Origin of the sequence: Nocardia altamirensis NBRC 108246, from assembly GCF_001612685.1 — a bacterium.
Classification (GTDB): Bacteria; Actinomycetota; Actinomycetes; order Mycobacteriales; family Mycobacteriaceae; genus Nocardia; species Nocardia altamirensis.
Genome location: NZ_BDAY01000050.1, coordinates 1 through 15,118 on the forward strand (window position 1 = coordinate 1; position 15,118 = coordinate 15,118).

Sequence of the window (15,118 nt, forward strand, 5' to 3'; positions counted from 1 at the left end):
CTGGATTTGGAGGCATGCGTGGAGGGTGTCGTCGATGGTGCCGGAGACCCATCGCTGGTTCGTGAGGGCCGGATCGGTGATGGTCTCGACGAGGACCCGCCCGGAATCGTCGAGGGTGGCACGGCGGCGGGTGAACAGGACCGCGGGCAGTTCCAGACCCGCGGCTGTCGCGACGAGGGGCATTGCCGGACTTGGGTGGTCGCGGTGCGGGTGTGAATTGATCACAGCGGTGACAGAGCGTTCGGAACCCGATAGGAACTCGTTGGCCGTGACGGTTCGGTTGCCCACCGTGTCCGACAGCACGAGCCATAGGTGCTCGGTGGTCGCGAGGACGTGTTCAGCATCGACGGGCGCCTCACCGAAATGCGAATCGGGTTGGGTGACCGCCAGCCGTGTGCTCAGGTCGGGCGCACAGCGACCGAGTTCGGCGAGATGGGTCGGGGATCCGGTCGCGATCCAGCGCAGCGGTAGCCATGCCGGTGCCGCGTCGCACAGAGCGCGAACCGGGTCGAGCAGCGCGGTGGTCCGATGCTGTCCTGTCGAAGCCGCGACCACGTCCGTGCGGCCGTGACCGACCGCGTCGAGGACATCGCGGGCGTAGCGGGTGCTGGTCACGTCAGGGGTGATCACCAGCGCCAGGTATCGGGATGCCGCGAGACACAGCAGGGCCAGCAGGTGGGCGGGATCCTCACCGACGGGGATGTCGGCGATGATCGGTGTCCGGACAAGCGGCGGGAGAGGTGGACCGGCGGCTCGAAGTTTCGCGGCGATCACCGTCATATGCTGACGGTCGTAGAGCTCCAGATCTGCGGCGTATTCCGCGCGTTCGCTCTTGTATCGGGCTTGGTCGTGGGCCTCGAGGTCATCGGCGAGCACGGACAGCGATTCCTTCCCTGGTTCATCGATCATCATCGCCAGGTCGGTCTTGTCGACTCGTTGCCGTAGGCCGGTACGAGGAGATTCATCTGGCTGGCGAGTGGTGGCCGGTGTGGTCGTGTCGACCCGGCGACCTCGGCTTCGAGGTCAGCGCGCCGGCTTGTCATGGTCGCCTCCGTTCCACATCTGCTGTGTCTTGGCGAGGCGGGCTCGTTCCCGGCGCAGCCCGATGGCGGAAACAATCGCCAGTCCCGCGCAGGCCACGGCGATAAAGATCGCCACCGCCATTGCCCCGTCTCGCTTGTCCGGAGCCACCTCGATGAGACCGAACTGGATCATCGCGCCGTAACCGGCACCGACCAGGGACACGATGATCGCTACCTGCCGTGCGGTGAACCACGTTTCCAGGTCCGTGGGATCCTCACGACTCATCCGATGCCCCTTGACCTCTCGCGGCGGCGCGGTCTTGTGCCCCTGGCTGATCTCGAGCTCCCGCGCTGCCTGGTGATGACGTTGTGTGTCATTGATCGTGGTTCCTTCTGTGAAATGTCTTCAGCTGCTGGGGAAGTGGTGCATCGGCCTACCTCGGCGGGGCCGTGTTCTCCGGTCAGGGTCGTGAGGACGTGTTCGGCCAGCGGCCGCAGCCTTGACGTAGTTCTGCTACAGCCGCGGGGGTGGTGGTGCGGGAAGGTCGTCTCGTACCTGGTACACCGCGCCGCTTGCGGTAACTCGTTCTTGCACAGGTCCCATCACCCGCAGGTTTGGCAGGAACCAGCAGTGCTGTTCCAGCCGCAGCGGCACCGCACCGGTCAGGCACTCGGCGATAGTTCCACCGTCGTCGTGTTCGTGGCCGGTCATCAGTCGCTCGGCGAAGGCTGCCAATTCCCATGCCGTCGGGATCGGTCCCACCACCACGCCAGGCCTGTCCCCGAAGCAATATTCGGGAAATTCCAATGGCCCGGCGATGCGCCACCGGATCGGCGGTGGCGGAGCAGTTTTCAATCTGTCGAAGCCGACGTACCAGACCGCATCGTCGAGTTCGCTCGGTTCGACGCTGGCCGGTTTCGCGTCCTCGAGATGATCGGACAGTGTTGGCGCGTCACAATCGTCGTCGTCCCAGGTTCCGAGAATCCTGGACTCTTTCGGACGTGGCGTCGCGTAGAACCTCGTCAAGCAGTGCTTGTCCTCGCACAACGTGCACACTGGATCATCACCCCCGATCCAGCTGGTCGCCGTGGCTGGGTGGTTCCTCAGCACGCGAAGCCGATACCGGATCTTCGGCCGCCGGCATCAGCCTGAGCACTGCCCGATGATCCGAACCTTCCAGTGCCGCAACCTTTTCGGTGACATCCTGGATATCATCGCGCAGCCCATGCGACGTAGCGAGATCCGAACTCAAGGGCTCTCCTTTCCCCGGGGCGGGCACATGGTCGCCGGAACGTCGACCGATCCGGACCTGCCAATGAACATCAACGAATGTCCCCGGATCTCCGCTGTGGCGCACCACGGTCCGAGAGATACGGATGCCGACACGTCGTAGCCAGCGCCGGATGCGGGCGCTGCGCCGATAGCGCTGAACCACGGCTAGGCCCCCGCCCGGACAGCGGCGGCCCATCCGACGACCGCCGTCTGAAACTCACCGGTGTTGGGAGCCAGTGTGGTTGCGTGCCCAGCATTGTCGAGCACGTAGGTAGTGAGCAGACCCGCCGCAAAGTACGGCTCTTCGGCCACACGAAGTGCGGGCGCGTCAGCACACACCTGGGGTGCGCACAGCCGGTCTCGCTGCCCGTTGGCCACGAGCACCGGCACGGCGATCTGGTTGGTCACATTCGTGACTGTGGTCGGCAGGCCGTCCAACATCTCGGCCAGGGTGAACACCTCGGTGTGTTCCTCGGCCAATCGCGACACCTGCGGCTCGGTCGAGGGTCCCAGGAACGATTGCGCGCGAGTACCCGGCGCGGTCGTCCAATAGCCCGCGTCGTAGCCGCGATCGGTGAAGCGAGAATCGGTCGCCGCGGGTACGAAGGTTCCCGCGATCGGGAGTAGGCCGCTCGGCTCGAGGAGGTGGGAAAACCCAGCCAGCAACACCGCGTCGACATCGTGATAGGTCGTCGCCTCCCACACCGCGATGCCCGCACCGAGTGACACCCCGGCCAGGATCACGCGCGCGAACGGAGCAGCAGGCGCGGCCCCGGTGCGTAGCAGGCTGATGATGTCGTGCAGACCGTGGGCCTGCCCGAGCGAGGTGACCTCACTACTTGGTGGGCGTGTGCTCGTTCCGGTGCCGAGCAGGTCCACCGTGAGCGTCGCAATCCCCGCGGTGTTCATCGCGCGACGAAAGCTGTATCGCTCTGGAACGTAAGGGAAGTCCCAATAGGATTGATCTATTGAGATCCCCGGCACCAACAGCATGACGGTGTCGGCGCCACCATTCGGAACGCACAGTGTTCCGCCCATCCGGCCTGCGGGTACCGGGAACGACTGCGCTGAACATGTCGCCGGGTCGGGATCGGACGCGCTGGCCGGTGGCGGTGTCGAACCCAGCACCCCGATCACTGCCAGCGCGCAGATCGCGCTCACGCGGACCCGAAATCGGCCCGAATAGTGCGGCTGTGTAGCCGATCTCATGGCCAACCCCCGGCGGTCCGATCGACATAGATCAGGATGGCAGCCCGGATGGGGAAGAGTAACCAATCCACGATCCGCTCCCCGACCGGTGAATACCAGTGGGAGGTGGTGCGGTGCGGCGTCTTTCGCGCCGGAGTCGTGCCGGGTTTTGGTTTGGCGATCATGGTCTCTCCTGAAGTTGGGCGGACAGGATCGGGTCGGCGTGCGAGGCCAAGGCGTGCCAGCCGTGGGCAATTGCGAGGGTGGTGGCTGCGAGGTCTTGGCCGGTGATGGCGGCGGTGACGGTTCCGCCGCTGGCTGCGACCGTGAGGGCGGCCGCGGTGAAGGCTCGGAGTTCAGCAGTCTCGTCGTGTTCGGGGAGATAGAGCGCGGCGCTGGCGCGGCCGGTCGCCACGAGTGTCAGCGCGACCGAGGTGGTCGCGACAGGAACGGTGGTGAGGTGGTGGATGCGTCGGCATCGGAGCCAGTGCGCCACCTGATGTTGTTGGGTGGTGCTGGTCAGGACGGCTCCTCGCGGCATGCGTGGTAGCTGGTCTAGCGACCCGTGGACGCGGAGGAGTTCGGGGGTGGCGTCCAGGCGTATTCCGTAGGCGGGCAACGCGATCACGGCCTCGATAGGGCGGAAGTCGTGGATGCGGCAGGCGGTGATCGCGTAGGCGGGTGAGCCTTTCACCATTGATTCGCTGCCGTCGATCGGCCCGATCAGCACGCAGTCGTTCACCGGTTCTACGGTGCTGGATTCGTCGGTGACCATAGGCAGGCCCGGCCAGGTCTGGGCTATCGCGGCGGTGAGTATTTGTTGCACGGCCTGCTGTGCGGTGGTGACCGGGACAAGCTCGCCATGACCGCGGCCAGGGGTCAAGTGAAGCGGTGCCCCCGTGCTGCGCCAGGCGTCGATGGCGCGGCGGCAGTCCGGCAGGACCGCGGCGATCACTCGGGCCAGGTCCGAATCGGCGAGTTGTTGCGAGTCGGTCATGAATCCCCCTGCGGTGCAATGTGATAGGTCGGAATTGCCGAGGCGATGGAATCGAATGTGTCTGAGGCGGCGCTGATGTGGTGGTGCAGTGTCAGCAGCGAATGAGCGTGGTTGTCGGGGCCGACCTGGGTGATCCACTGCAGAGCCAGGTGGGGCTGGACCGCCCGCACGAGCCGCTCGCGCAGTGACGCGCTGTCGTTGAGCAGGGACCCGGAGACCACCAGGGATGCCGGGGTGGTTTCGGTGATGTCGGTCTGGCCGCTGACGGCGATCACTCCGAGCGCGAGCTCGAGTGCGGCGGCGTCGACGAGTGCCGAGGCGACCGGGTCGGTGTTGTCGGCGGCGTGCAGGACTCGGTAGGCGAAGGCGGCGATGTGGGTCGAGTTGTAGCTGCCGCCGACGTGCACTGTGTCGAAGAGCGCGTCGGTCAGCGACTCGTCGGCGGGAAGATCGAGCCATTCGTGGGCCGCGGCGGTCAGGGCCGTGGCCGGGCCACGGTGGTCGCTGGCGCGGGTGACCGCGCGCAGACCTGCGAGGGCCAGATCGTGGGCTCCCCCTTCGTCGCTGAGTTGCCAGCTCAGCCCGGAGGCGCGCGCGACCGATCCGCCATGGCGCGCCGCGAACCCGGTGCCGGTGCCTGCGGTGGCGGCGATTACGGCGGGGGAATCACAGAGCAACAGCAGCGGGGTGATGTTGCTGGTCACCCAGATCGGCGCGAGTATGCCCAGGCGAGTAGCGATTTCGTGGATCAGTGTCGCGAAATGTTGCGCGGCTGTGCTGGTAGCCGCAGCACTGTGAGCGGCCAGGATGCCCTGTATCGGGCGGCTGTGCCCGGTTGCCAGGTGACGGATCAGGCCGCGCAGCAGGCGCGCGGATCCGGGTTCGCCGACGGTGCTCAGGTTTGTCGACGGTCCGGTCACCTCGGCGACGACCGCGGTGGCGTCCGGGTCGGTGAGCCCGGCCCAGGTGCGGAATCCGCCCCCTTCGAGCAGGATCCAGCTCATGTGACCGCCACCGGTGGGCTCGGGTCGTCGTGTGGGATCTCCACCGGGGATCTCGACAGGTTCGCGACGATCGCGTTCATGTTCGGCCCGCCCCCTCCTCGCCGGGAGCGCGCGGGTTCAGCAGCGACTGCTGCACCGACTCCGTCGCGATCCGTGCTGCCGTTCGCGTGAGGACATCGGTGCGGTAGGTCAGCGACACCGCCAAACCTCCGGTCTCGTCGGGGGTGAGCGAAATCGTCAAGTGTCTTGCGGAGGTGCGTGTTTCGCCAACCTCGACGGTGTTGGCGGGCGCTGAGCCGACTGTGGGTAGCGGAGCCCGCAGCGTCGCGATGTCGTTGTAGTTGACCTCGATGGTCGGCCGGATCTGCGCGTCGAGTTCGGTGTCGATGCGGGTTTGGGTGCTGATGTCGGTGTCGAGCCATCGATCGCGGATCTGGCCGGCGAGCGTGGTGGGCGTGGTGCAGCGTCCGACCTGCACGCGTGTGAGCCGTGTGGTGGTGAACATGCCCACGATGGCCTCGGTGCCGGGCTCGCGGCTGGGGTCTGTGCTGGCGAGGACGATGTCGTCGGCCTGCGCCCATTGCCCGATACTTGTCGAGCACAGGGCCAGGACCAGGTGGAACATGGTCACCGAGTGCTGTCGTGCGAGGTTGCGTATTTCCTCGGTTGCGGCCGGTGAGACCGGAAAGGTGACCGTTCGAGTGGTCCCGCTGGCCGGTGGGTGCGCCGGTGCGCCGGGGAGTCTGAGCAGGGCCTGTACACCGAAGTGGTTCGACCAGTCGCTCAGTTGCTGGTCGGGGTCGAGGGTGCTGTGTTGCCAACGCGCGTAGTCGCTGTAGGCCGGCGGGACCGGGCCGAGCGCACGCGGATCGCGACAGGCCGTCGCCAGCTCGCGTAGCAGTACACCCCAGGACCAGTGATCCATCACCATCGGGTGCGCAGCGAGGGCCAGAATGGCGTGCTCGGTGCCGGGCACCAATGCCCAGCGGGTCAGACCGGTGCGGCCGTCGAGGTCGAAGCGCTGAGTGCGGGCCCACGTGCGGGCACCCGCCAACGGCGACAGCACGGCCAATGCTCGCGTGTCGAGGACCGTCAGCGGCGCCGCGTCTGCGGCGACCCATTGATGCCAGCGTCCACCGTGCTCGCCGATCGCGGTCCGCAACGCGGGGTGCCGCCACCCGAGTGCGGCGACCGCACGGGTAAGGCGACGCGGATCCGCGTCGCGTACTCGAATGGCGAATATCGTCGGGCGTCGGTGGTTCGAACCACCGTCAGGCATCAGCGCGAGCAATGCTTGTTGCTGGTACGAGAGGGGATGCACACCCTGGCGGGGTCCGCTGTGCAGGTTCGGTTCGGCGCCCATCATCCGGCCTCGCCAAGCATCGGATCCGGGATCAGTCGCGCCATGGTTCCCCTTCGTTGCTGTCCCCCTTGGTATTTCGCCCGTGGAAGGCCGCAGCTCGGTGCTCGTCACTCCCCCTCGGCTCGGCTGCATGCTCGCGGCTGCACGGCATCGCGTTCGGTGGCGCTCCGGCAGGTCAGCACGTCGATCAGTTCGTGCGCGGTCGACTGGTCCGCGGGATCATCGATCAGGTCCTGGGCCAGCGCGCACACCTGGTTTGCCCATCGCGGTTCGGACGGTTCGATGCTGTCGCGCTCGAGCAGTTCGTCCTCGATCTGCTCGGCCGCGCGGTGCCATCCCCGGGCGTGTAGATCGGCGATGCGGTCGATGACCTGCTGCATGCCGACCTCGGCTACTACGTCGCTGACGCTGAGCAGACGCTCTTGTCTGCGGTACGGGGGCCCCGGGCCGGTCATCGCGATCGCCTCCGCTGCGACCGGATCTCCGGGGCCCCATCGTGGCGATGCACCGCATCACCGCTGGGAGGAGAAAACGTTCGAAAGGGTGGGGCGGCCTTCCCGGCCCTGAATGGCCGGCGTCGTCGAACAGGCCGGGAAGGCACGCCCCGTGCCACCACCGCAGCTCCCGCGCCTTGGAAGACCGGGGGCTCGCTGGTGGTGGCGATCATGGTGTCGGCGTCACGACGACGCGCCGACAAGGTTGAGCCGCAGTCGTTTTCGGCTCGCTGGAGTGGTTCGGGTATCACTGCAGCTCCTCCCGGCACGGCCAGAACCGATTGGAGGTCGGAGCAGGTTTTCGAGCTCGGCGCCGGACAGAGTGAGACGACGACAGGAGCTGGGGCTTCCACGCGAGGTCGTCGTTGCCGTCCGTCTCGATCTCCTGCTCACGCAGGATCATGAGGTCGGCGACGGTGGGGTGCTCAGGCCGCCACCCTGCGCGCAGTCTCAGCACGCGCAGCTGACGAGACTGCTGCATTCGGCGCATCACGAGCGCAACGCCGATCGCGGAAGCCAGCACGATCGCCAGCACGGCAGCCCCGGTCACCACGTCATGTCCTGGGCTCGCGCGATGTGGTGGCGACAGGTCGAGCACCACGGCTGAAACATCGCATGGTCAGCGTCTGCACTGACCAGTACCGCCATCATCGACAAGCCAGCGTCGATGAGCCCCAGACCGATCCATGCTGGGCCTGCGAGGAATTCAGCGGTCACTACGCGGGCGGCGAAGGTCACCTGCACTGCCACCACCCCGGCCAGCAGCGCTGCCAGTGCCAGCCCCACCCGTGGCATCGATGGTTTGTGATGGAGTGCGAGCAGCATCCGCCGCCGGTGCGCGTGTACCGCTGCCTTGCGGGGCCGACACCACAGGTGATCGCCACATCGGTTCTCCGAAAGCCACAGAACCTGCGCAATGAGTACGGCCAAGAAGACGACCCGTGCGAGCGCTGACACCACCCAAGACCGCTCGGAGTGCGGACCGATCGCATCGGTGGCCAATGCGATCATCGCCAGCCACACCAGCAGCTTTGTATGCGCGAAACGGCACTGCATGCGCCACCTCCACCAGTCACGCACCACAAGCCACCCCCGCGCATTCCGGCAGACTCGTGTTCGCGGCGCACTCCTCGACAGGGCAGCACCACGGTGCCCCGGTCAAGAGCGCAGCACGTCGATTCGCGTAGCAATCCACCAGCTGAGCAAGCTGATTCCACATGCTCAGCACGGTGTCGTCGCGTCCACCCAACAAACGAAGCGTCCGGAAAGTCGACACGCCCAGCACGACGATCTGCCGCAATAACGACGTGATGGAACGACGCTCGGCATCAGGCATCTGCGGCAGGTATCGGCGCACGACGTCGTCGATCCGGGCGGCAATTTCCTCACGGCGGCAACCGAAGTCGGCGTCGCAATCAGCGGTCGTCCTACCGCACTCCGCAGCCCGGGTATCAGCGGCGTGACGCTCGGCGAGCTCACGCATGCACCGCAGCACCAGCCCGGCCACAGGACCACCGACCGACTCGACGGCACCGCATGGTCCAATCGCGCTCAGCAGCTCGAACTGGGTCGGCAGAACCCGCGTAACCGCGGCGCCATCGAGCCCCGTCATCACGCTGCTCGGCGATGCCGTCATCACCGACGTGTCAGCCATCGCTGCCACCTCCGCGCCTTGTCCACGGCCACAATCGGGGGTGCCGGGATCGGCGGCTGGAGCGGAGTTCCGAGCATGCCCGCTGCCTCATGAGCAGTCAGACCGACCGTTCGAGCAGAGTCTTCGATGGTCCGCCAAATCGGATCCCCGACCGAATAGGGCTGACCGGCGAAGGCTTCGGCGAGCCAGACCATCGCTACTCCGCGCTCCTCGGTCAGATGCCAGCCCCGGAGATTCGCCATCACCCAGCCGAACTCGCCGACTTTCTGCACGGAATGGCCGGTGAGATCGCTGTAGATCTGGCTGCCTGCGACGAACTGGACTGCCATTAGTCGTTCACCTCACGGGCACCACGGCCGCTGGCACTATCTCCGTGACCAGGGCGCGTTATGACGCGTGATGAGCAGATGACGGAGCCTGCCGACAGCAGTGGTCGGCGATGCGCCTGGCTGACGCGCCAATTCAGTTTGGTTCGCGTTGTCATCGCTGCTCACCCCAGACCGGCGGACTTATCCGCCTCTTGGCGATCCTGTGACTGCGGCCACTCTTGACAACTAACTATGGCAGACGTTTTGACAACTGTCGAGACAGCACGCATGAGCTACAGTTCGGGTGTCATGTTCATCCGGCGGTATCTGGAGGTCGCCATGCCATCCGAATCCCCCGCTGTGGCACAGATGGAGCTCATCCAGCGAATTCGAGAACAGCGCAGGCGCCTGGGCTATGACGCTGCCGCAGTCGCGAAATCGGTGTCGATCGCGCCGGCCAACTGGTCACACGTCGAAGCCGGGCGGCGCATGCTCACTGTGGCGAAGCTGGACATCTTGTGCGACTACCTCGAGTTCACCGAGCCGGAGCGCAAGAGGCTGCTCGAACTTCGGGCGTTGGCAAAGGAACGAAGCTGGTATCACGACTACAGCGCGTTGCTGTCTGACGAACTTCTGCGATTCCACGGCTTGGAGTTCGGTGCACGCAAGGTTCGCTCGAACGACAGCCTGCTCGTGCCCGGGCTCCTGCAGACCCGCGAATATGCCCATGCGCTGATTTCCAGCGACACGACGTTCATCCCTCAAGCTCAGGTCAAGCAGCGCGTCGCGCTCCGACTGCGCCGACAGGAACGGTTGCGTGGCGACGATCGTGTCGAAATAATCGCCGTCGCCAGCGAAGCAGCTCTGTACCAGCGAATCGGCGGGATCGATGTTCTTCGCGGTCAGATCATGCATTTGATCCAACTGCTGGAGACGTGCGACAACGTCGATCTGCGCCTGATTCCGTTCTCCGCAGAATCCGGAATCCACAATGGCGCAACGTTCTACCTGCTCGACTTCCACGACAGCACGGTGCTGCCGACCATCGGCTGGCACGAATCCCCAGGCGTTGCAGGTCTCCTCGAAGATGCCTCGACAGTGCAAGCCCTCGACGTCATCCACGAACGGGCACTGGTTGCTGCGCTGTCACGCGCAGAGACCCTCGACTTGATCCGAGAAACTGCCCGAAAGATAGGCTGAACAGTTATGAACGATCCCCATTCTCCCCAGGGCGTCTGGACAAAATCCAGCGCCTCCAACGGCGCCACACAGTGCCTTGAAGCCCGCCTCGACGGAGACGTTGTGCACGTCCGCGACAGCAAGTACCGACGCAACCCGCACAATCACCTGGACGACGAACCCATCCTGACTGTGCAGCTCACAGACTGGAGAAACTTCCTCGCCAACATCACTGACGAGCGTTCCTTCGACACCACGATCGCGATCAGTATCGACAGTCATGGATCGGCCATCTTGACCACCAAGTCCGGTGACATCGAGCTGCGGTTCACCCCTGGGGAGTGGACGGCATTCCTTATTGGCGCGCAAGACGGCGAGTTCGCATTCGAAGTCGTTCCCGCCGCTTAACCACCACCGCCGCTTGCTTCCGACAGATCGGGTGGGGAGCCGATCCCGGGACTCGAGGCTACGGCGCGTCCCTGTTGGTCCAGATCACGATCAGCCTGGACCGGCAGGGGCAAACCGGCCTCAGTCGCGCGCATCACTCGGAGTCCCAGGCCTCCCTGCGCCGTGCCCTCCGGTCGGCCAGCACTGACGGTTTTTCAGCTAGCGGAGTGACCGGTGATGGTGATGGAGGAGACGGCGAAGTCGGAGCTGTTGGTGTTGTTGGTGGGGGTCGGGCCGACGTTCATTCCGGGGCCTTGTTGCTCGGCGCCGGTGGGTGCGGTGGTGCTCTGGATTGTGATCTGAACGGTGGATGCGAGGACGGGCGGGGTGATGGCTGTGACGACTTCGTCGCGGGTGTTTTGCGTGGGTTGTTCGATGCTGGTGTGGGCTGGGTCGTCGAAGGTGTAGCGCAGTTTTGTGACGACTCGATGTTTGATCCACTCGTCGCTGCCGTCGCTGTTTTGGCGCAGCCATCCGGGAATGATGCTCATGCGAGTGATGACGTAGGGGTGGTCGAGTTTGATGGTGAGAACTTGGCCGTCGATGCCGTAGACCCGCACGCACATCCACGCGGTTGCGGGGTCGGTGTCGAACGCGAGCGTCGGATCGGTACTGCCTGCCGGACAGCGCGCGGCGACCGACGCCGGCTTGATTGTGTGATCGGCCGGAGCGTCGGGATTGGGGGCGGGGAGACCGGCGGTCGCGGTGCCGGTTTTCGGCGCAACAATGTACGGATTCGGGGTTGTGGTCTCGTCCGTGCTGGCGCGGATGATCAGGGTGAGGCAGGCCAGCACAACGAGGGTGATGATGCCAGCCGTGACGACCTTCTTCTGTGTTGAAAGCGCGTTCCAACGGGGTCTGACGGAGGCCGAGACGGTCCGCCAGGACCTGGATTTAGAGGGTGTGGTCGCTGCGGTCTCACCGCTCAATTCCTGCTCGTCCGTGGTGGTTTCTGCGTCGTCCGAGACGGCGATCTCGGGGGTGCGCAGACTACGGTCGAACGGGTCGTCATCGTTGGCGTCGGTTTCGGGCTGTGTCGTCTGCGCGGTCGAGCCAGGACGGCCGGAGGCCGGAGGAGCCTCGGAGTGCATGATGGTCTTGAGTCGTTCGCTGGTCTCGGACACGGTGGTTGCACTTTTCTGTGCGGGTGCCGTCTGGGTGGTGGGTTCGGCGGCAGCGGATGCGGGGCGGGTGTTGAGAGATTCGTCGGCGATCAGCACGTCCACGATCTCGTCCCTGGTGAGAGGCGTTTCTTGAGTGCTCATGGACTTCGATCTCCCGGTGGGTGTCCCGTGTCGTCGGTGGCAGTTCTGTTGATCGTAGAAGCGCGGGGACGCTTGTACTGGCCTCTGGACCGCGGGTCACGCCGGATTCTGAAGGGTTATGCCGCGGCAGATGCGTCGGCGAACAGGCCGGTGCGGCGATCGGTGAGTGCGGCACGAAGGCGGGATCGAGCTCGGCGGACTTGGCTTTCGACGCCGTCTTCGGACAGGCCGAGGTGCAGCGCCAGTTCTCGTGCTGACAAGGGCGTGTCTGACATGAACTTGACGGCGAGGAGTTCGAGGGCGCGGCGCTCCTTGTCGGTTCGCCGACGGGCCCAGTTGGCGAGGTCCTCGACGGTGATGTCGTCATCCTGCTCGTGGTCGCCCGGGGCGCAGAGTTGATGGACTAGGGGGCGGGTGCGGCGGCGGGGGCCGTCGTGATCGGCGAGATCGTCGGGCAAAGGGTTGGTGCCGGCGAGGTCGACCGGGATCTCCATGAGGCTGCTGTCGCGGATCGGGCCACGATGGCCGCGGTGGCGGCGAATCAAGTTCAGGGTTTTCCAGTAGATGGCGGTGGCGACATCGTCGGCCGAGTCGAGGTCGGCCAGTGTCTGATAGAACGCGGTCATGGTGAGTTGGACCTGGACGGCGGTGTGGTCCGGCCATTCCCACGGGTCGACGTGAGCGCGGCGCGCGACCGCGCGCAGGGTCTCCAGGTGGCGCAGTGCCAGCAGCGCCGCGGCGGCAGGTACGCCCTCGTTGAATCTGTCGACCAGCCAGCGGTCGACGACGCTGGGTGTGGTGTCGGGCGGCAGGCCGGCAAGGCTGGCCTGGGCGTGTGGAGAGGACACCTGCCGGTTGAGCGAGTCCTCGATAGTGGTCCAGATCGTCGCGGTTGTGGCCATTGTCGGCACCTCCCGAATGTGCGTGGTCCAGGGCGGATACCGAGCAGCAAAGCGTCGAAGGTTGCGCGTGGGTGGTTGCGAGCGAAGTTGCCGATGTTGCGGCGCAGGTTGCGGGGACCACCGGTGTCGGTGGTTGCGAGAAACGAATAAGACCAGTTCAGTGGCCTGGTTGTGAACAGTGACGAAACCGTGACAATTGAGGTGGCGGAGCCGTGCGGCGGTGAGCGAGCCCATGCCTTGTTAGGCGGGCAGGCAATTCCGGCGACCGGTCAGCAATGATTTGCCGGGCCGGATCTATCAACCTTCAGCCGGTGCGGGACGGACTCCTTCTAGAACTCGGGACTGCCCGGCGGCCTCGGCCACGTCGTCGGCCGGTGCGGCCTGTCCGAAGGGGCTGACTTCCGCGTCAGGCCGGACTCGGCATCCGGGAGTGCGCCAGAGAACTCGACACGCCGAAGATCATGGGGTCCCCACTTCAGGTGGTACGCTCGGCGCAACGACAGCGAAGCTCAAAGGAAGCCGAGCGCCCCCCTTTTTGGGTAGTTGCGCCGCCGGAATTCTCCGCAATATTGCGTCTCCTCCGTCACCGACACTGAGCGCACGCATTCCTATTCACGCCTCACCGGATCCCTTTGCTCCGGTGGGGCATTGTCGTCTTCTTGCCCCCGAAGACGCGGTCTCTGGGGTGATTGTTCAAAAAATTTCTGCGCCAGGTGACGGAATCGCCCGATCGGCGCGCCTATATCCACTGTGTAGGCAGCGACTGCCCGTCCCCGCCATCGGCGGTGCGGCGGGCCCTGATCGGAGAGGAACCGCTGAGACCATGGCCCCTGCCCGCCGTCACCCGCCCAACCAGGCGGCCGAGATCACCGCGTTCGTCGGTCAGCTGCGTTCGGCGCTGACCGACCTTCACGACGACCCGCTCAACCCCGGTTACGCCGGGACCGTACTCGATTTCCTGGTCAAGGATTGGCCGGGCATGCGGCAGAAGTGCGACGACTTACTCGCCGCTGGAGCGGGCCGATGAGCGCGCGTGGCTCGGCGACTTCTCCCGCGTCCGGTGTCGGGGTCAGCGTCGCGTGGTCGGCGCATCTGCAGCGCCGCGAACGTCGCACGCGTCTGCTTCACGGGGCGGTCGCGGTGCTGGCTGTGCTCGGCGGGTTGGGCACGCTGGCCGGGTGGATTGTTCCTGACTCGGATCCCCCCAATCGTGCTGCCGCTGGGTCGGTGTCGGCGGCGCAATTGGTCGGCGCTTTCTCGATGGATTTCGTCACCAGATATCTGTCGTCCAAGAGCGGTGATGAGAAGGCATTGACGGCATACATCACCGCACCGGCAATCACACTGCCCAACGTCGCGGCGACGGTGTCTGATCCATGGGTCGTTTACACAAAACTGATCACGAATTCAGCGCAAATGACGACCTGGACCGCGGTGGTGTCATTGCGCATCGACGCTGCGGTCAATCCCGACCGGGAACGCGCCTACTTCCGAACCTCGGTCTCGGTGTTCAACGGTGCGCCGCGTGCGCTCTCGCTGCCGCAGCGTGTCGAGGCTCCACACATCGGCGTCGACGCCACGCTGGCCTACCCCGTCACCGCCGATCCGGGAACCGATCTTCATGTGCTGGCGACCGGGTTTTTGAGTGCGTATCTGACCGGTCGCGAAGACCTCTCGCGCTACACCACTGCCGACACCATCCTGACCGCGATCCGGCCTTCTCCTTATACCGCGATTTCGATGGTCACCGTGCAGGTGGATCGGCCCGCTTCGGATGCGTCGTCGCTGCACCTTCTGATGACGGTGGACGCACGCACCACGAACTACTCGGTGACCCGTCTGCAGTACTGGGTTACCGCCGTGAATTCAGCAGGCCGCTGGCAGGTGCGAGCGTTCGACGATCAGCCGCTGATCAACCCGGGCCTGTCCACGCCCGACCCTTCGCATCCGAGTTCCGCGGCGCCCGCCTCACCCACTCAAACCGGAGGAAGCCGATGACAGCACCTGACCTCGCCCCACCAT

The 15,118-nt window shown here is 65.4% G+C and carries 18 protein-coding genes; 4 read left to right on the forward strand and 14 right to left on the reverse strand.

Annotation, left to right across the window (positions count from 1 at the left end):
- From NA11_RS25270 to NA11_RS25330, 12 genes are all read right to left on the reverse strand, one after another.
- A partial coding sequence (locus tag NA11_RS25270; protein WP_069164484.1) for a hypothetical protein occupies positions 1 to 912 on the reverse strand: 912 nt, incomplete at its 3' end.
- Between the two features lie 111 nt (positions 913 to 1,023).
- Positions 1,024 to 1,308, reverse strand: a complete 285-nt coding sequence (locus tag NA11_RS25275) for a hypothetical protein (protein ID WP_069164485.1) — start codon at positions 1,306 to 1,308, stop codon at positions 1,024 to 1,026.
- A 228-nt stretch (positions 1,309 to 1,536) separates the two neighbouring features.
- The gene (locus tag NA11_RS25280; RefSeq protein WP_141717816.1) at positions 1,537 to 2,049 is read right to left on the reverse strand and encodes a hypothetical protein; all 513 of its coding nucleotides are present in this window, start codon (positions 2,047 to 2,049) and stop codon (positions 1,537 to 1,539) included.
- Positions 2,050 to 2,460: 411 nt separating this feature from the next.
- Positions 2,461 to 3,504: an alpha/beta hydrolase gene (locus NA11_RS25290; protein WP_141717817.1), complete on the reverse strand. Its 1,044-nt coding sequence runs from the start codon at positions 3,502 to 3,504 to the stop codon at positions 2,461 to 2,463.
- 160 nt (positions 3,505 to 3,664) lie between these two features.
- Positions 3,665 to 4,480, reverse strand: coding sequence for an inositol monophosphatase family protein (locus NA11_RS25295; RefSeq protein ID WP_069164488.1), 816 nt, complete (start codon positions 4,478 to 4,480; stop codon positions 3,665 to 3,667).
- Positions 4,477 to 5,484 (reverse strand): BadF/BadG/BcrA/BcrD ATPase family protein, encoded by a 1,008-nt coding sequence (locus NA11_RS25300; protein ID WP_069164489.1) that lies wholly within the window; start codon positions 5,482 to 5,484, stop codon positions 4,477 to 4,479. Before NA11_RS25300 ends, NA11_RS25295 begins: the two co-directional genes overlap by 4 nt.
- A gap of 76 nt (positions 5,485 to 5,560) precedes the next feature.
- Positions 5,561 to 6,850 carry a condensation domain-containing protein gene (locus tag NA11_RS25305; RefSeq protein WP_167837724.1) on the reverse strand — a complete coding sequence of 430 codons (1,290 nt, stop codon included), beginning with the start codon at positions 6,848 to 6,850 and terminating at the stop codon, positions 5,561 to 5,563.
- Between the two features lie 104 nt (positions 6,851 to 6,954).
- On the reverse strand, positions 6,955 to 7,302 hold the full coding sequence (locus NA11_RS25310; protein ID WP_141717818.1) for a hypothetical protein: 348 nt from the start codon (positions 7,300 to 7,302) through the stop codon (positions 6,955 to 6,957).
- Between the two features lie 286 nt (positions 7,303 to 7,588).
- Entirely contained in the window at positions 7,589 to 7,891 is a 303-nt protein-coding gene (locus NA11_RS25315) for a hypothetical protein (RefSeq protein WP_167837725.1), read from the reverse strand.
- Positions 7,888 to 8,136: a hypothetical protein gene (locus tag NA11_RS44980; RefSeq protein ID WP_141717820.1), complete on the reverse strand. Its 249-nt coding sequence runs from the start codon at positions 8,134 to 8,136 to the stop codon at positions 7,888 to 7,890. The genes NA11_RS25315 and NA11_RS44980 overlap by 4 nt, the downstream gene beginning before the upstream one ends.
- 277 nt (positions 8,137 to 8,413) lie before the next feature.
- Positions 8,414 to 8,995, reverse strand: a complete 582-nt coding sequence (locus NA11_RS25325) for a hypothetical protein (RefSeq protein WP_069164494.1) — start codon at positions 8,993 to 8,995, stop codon at positions 8,414 to 8,416.
- Positions 8,977 to 9,324, reverse strand: coding sequence for a hypothetical protein (locus NA11_RS25330; protein ID WP_069164495.1), 348 nt, complete (start codon positions 9,322 to 9,324; stop codon positions 8,977 to 8,979). Before NA11_RS25330 ends, NA11_RS25325 begins: the two co-directional genes overlap by 19 nt.
- 231 nt (positions 9,325 to 9,555) lie before the next feature.
- Here NA11_RS25330 and NA11_RS25335 point away from each other — a divergent pair, with 231 nt between their 5' ends.
- Together NA11_RS25335 and NA11_RS25340 are read left to right on the forward strand one after the other, a co-directional pair.
- Positions 9,556 to 10,503 carry a helix-turn-helix domain-containing protein gene (locus NA11_RS25335; RefSeq protein WP_245746159.1) on the forward strand — a complete coding sequence of 316 codons (948 nt, stop codon included), beginning with the start codon at positions 9,556 to 9,558 and terminating at the stop codon, positions 10,501 to 10,503.
- Positions 10,504 to 10,509: 6 nt separating this feature from the next.
- Complete coding sequence (locus tag NA11_RS25340) at positions 10,510 to 10,890, forward strand: DUF397 domain-containing protein (protein ID WP_069164496.1); 381 nt, start codon at positions 10,510 to 10,512, stop codon at positions 10,888 to 10,890.
- A 194-nt stretch (positions 10,891 to 11,084) separates the two neighbouring features.
- On the opposite strand, the gene NA11_RS25345 is transcribed toward NA11_RS25340, so the two are convergent.
- Positions 11,085 to 12,155, reverse strand: a complete 1,071-nt coding sequence (locus tag NA11_RS25345; protein ID WP_141717821.1) for a hypothetical protein — start codon at positions 12,153 to 12,155, stop codon at positions 11,085 to 11,087.
- A gap of 155 nt (positions 12,156 to 12,310) precedes the next feature.
- Positions 12,311 to 13,096 (reverse strand): sigma-70 RNA polymerase sigma factor region 4 domain-containing protein, encoded by a 786-nt coding sequence (locus NA11_RS25350; RefSeq protein WP_069164498.1) that lies wholly within the window; start codon positions 13,094 to 13,096, stop codon positions 12,311 to 12,313.
- Between the two features lie 823 nt (positions 13,097 to 13,919).
- Here NA11_RS25350 and NA11_RS25355 point away from each other — a divergent pair.
- Together NA11_RS25355 and NA11_RS25360 are read left to right on the forward strand one after the other, a co-directional pair.
- Positions 13,920 to 14,123: a hypothetical protein gene (locus tag NA11_RS25355; RefSeq protein WP_069164499.1), complete on the forward strand. Its 204-nt coding sequence runs from the start codon at positions 13,920 to 13,922 to the stop codon at positions 14,121 to 14,123.
- Positions 14,120 to 15,094 carry a conjugal transfer protein gene (locus NA11_RS25360; RefSeq protein ID WP_069164500.1) on the forward strand — a complete coding sequence of 325 codons (975 nt, stop codon included), beginning with the start codon at positions 14,120 to 14,122 and terminating at the stop codon, positions 15,092 to 15,094. Before NA11_RS25355 ends, NA11_RS25360 begins: the two co-directional genes overlap by 4 nt.
- The last annotated feature ends 24 nt before the right edge of the window (positions 15,095 to 15,118 follow it).

Excerpts from the sequence above, each read along its gene's own strand:
- NA11_RS25275 (WP_069164485.1), bottom strand. The coding sequence starts at position 1,308 with ATGAGTCGTGAGGATCCCACGGACCTGGAAACGTGGTTCACCGCACGG.
- NA11_RS25290 (WP_141717817.1), bottom strand. The coding sequence starts at position 3,504 with ATGAGATCGGCTACACAGCCGCACTATTCGGGCCGATTTCGGGTCCGC.
- NA11_RS25295 (WP_069164488.1), bottom strand. The coding sequence starts at position 4,480 with ATGACCGACTCGCAACAACTCGCCGATTCGGACCTGGCCCGAGTGATC.
- NA11_RS25300 (WP_069164489.1), bottom strand. The coding sequence starts at position 5,484 with ATGAGCTGGATCCTGCTCGAAGGGGGCGGATTCCGCACCTGGGCCGGG.
- NA11_RS25305 (WP_167837724.1), bottom strand. The coding sequence starts at position 6,850 with ATGATGGGCGCCGAACCGAACCTGCACAGCGGACCCCGCCAGGGTGTG.
- NA11_RS25310 (WP_141717818.1), bottom strand. The coding sequence starts at position 7,302 with ATGACCGGCCCGGGGCCCCCGTACCGCAGACAAGAGCGTCTGCTCAGC.
- NA11_RS44980 (WP_141717820.1), bottom strand. The coding sequence starts at position 8,136 with ATGCCACGGGTGGGGCTGGCACTGGCAGCGCTGCTGGCCGGGGTGGTG.
- NA11_RS25325 (WP_069164494.1), bottom strand. The coding sequence starts at position 8,995 with ATGGCTGACACGTCGGTGATGACGGCATCGCCGAGCAGCGTGATGACG.
- NA11_RS25330 (WP_069164495.1), bottom strand. The coding sequence starts at position 9,324 with ATGGCAGTCCAGTTCGTCGCAGGCAGCCAGATCTACAGCGATCTCACC.
- NA11_RS25335 (WP_245746159.1), top strand. The coding sequence starts at position 9,556 with ATGGCAGACGTTTTGACAACTGTCGAGACAGCACGCATGAGCTACAGT.
- NA11_RS25340 (WP_069164496.1), top strand. The coding sequence starts at position 10,510 with ATGAACGATCCCCATTCTCCCCAGGGCGTCTGGACAAAATCCAGCGCC.
- NA11_RS25350 (WP_069164498.1), bottom strand. The coding sequence starts at position 13,096 with ATGGCCACAACCGCGACGATCTGGACCACTATCGAGGACTCGCTCAAC.
- NA11_RS25355 (WP_069164499.1), top strand. The coding sequence starts at position 13,920 with ATGGCCCCTGCCCGCCGTCACCCGCCCAACCAGGCGGCCGAGATCACC.
- NA11_RS25360 (WP_069164500.1), top strand. The coding sequence starts at position 14,120 with ATGAGCGCGCGTGGCTCGGCGACTTCTCCCGCGTCCGGTGTCGGGGTC.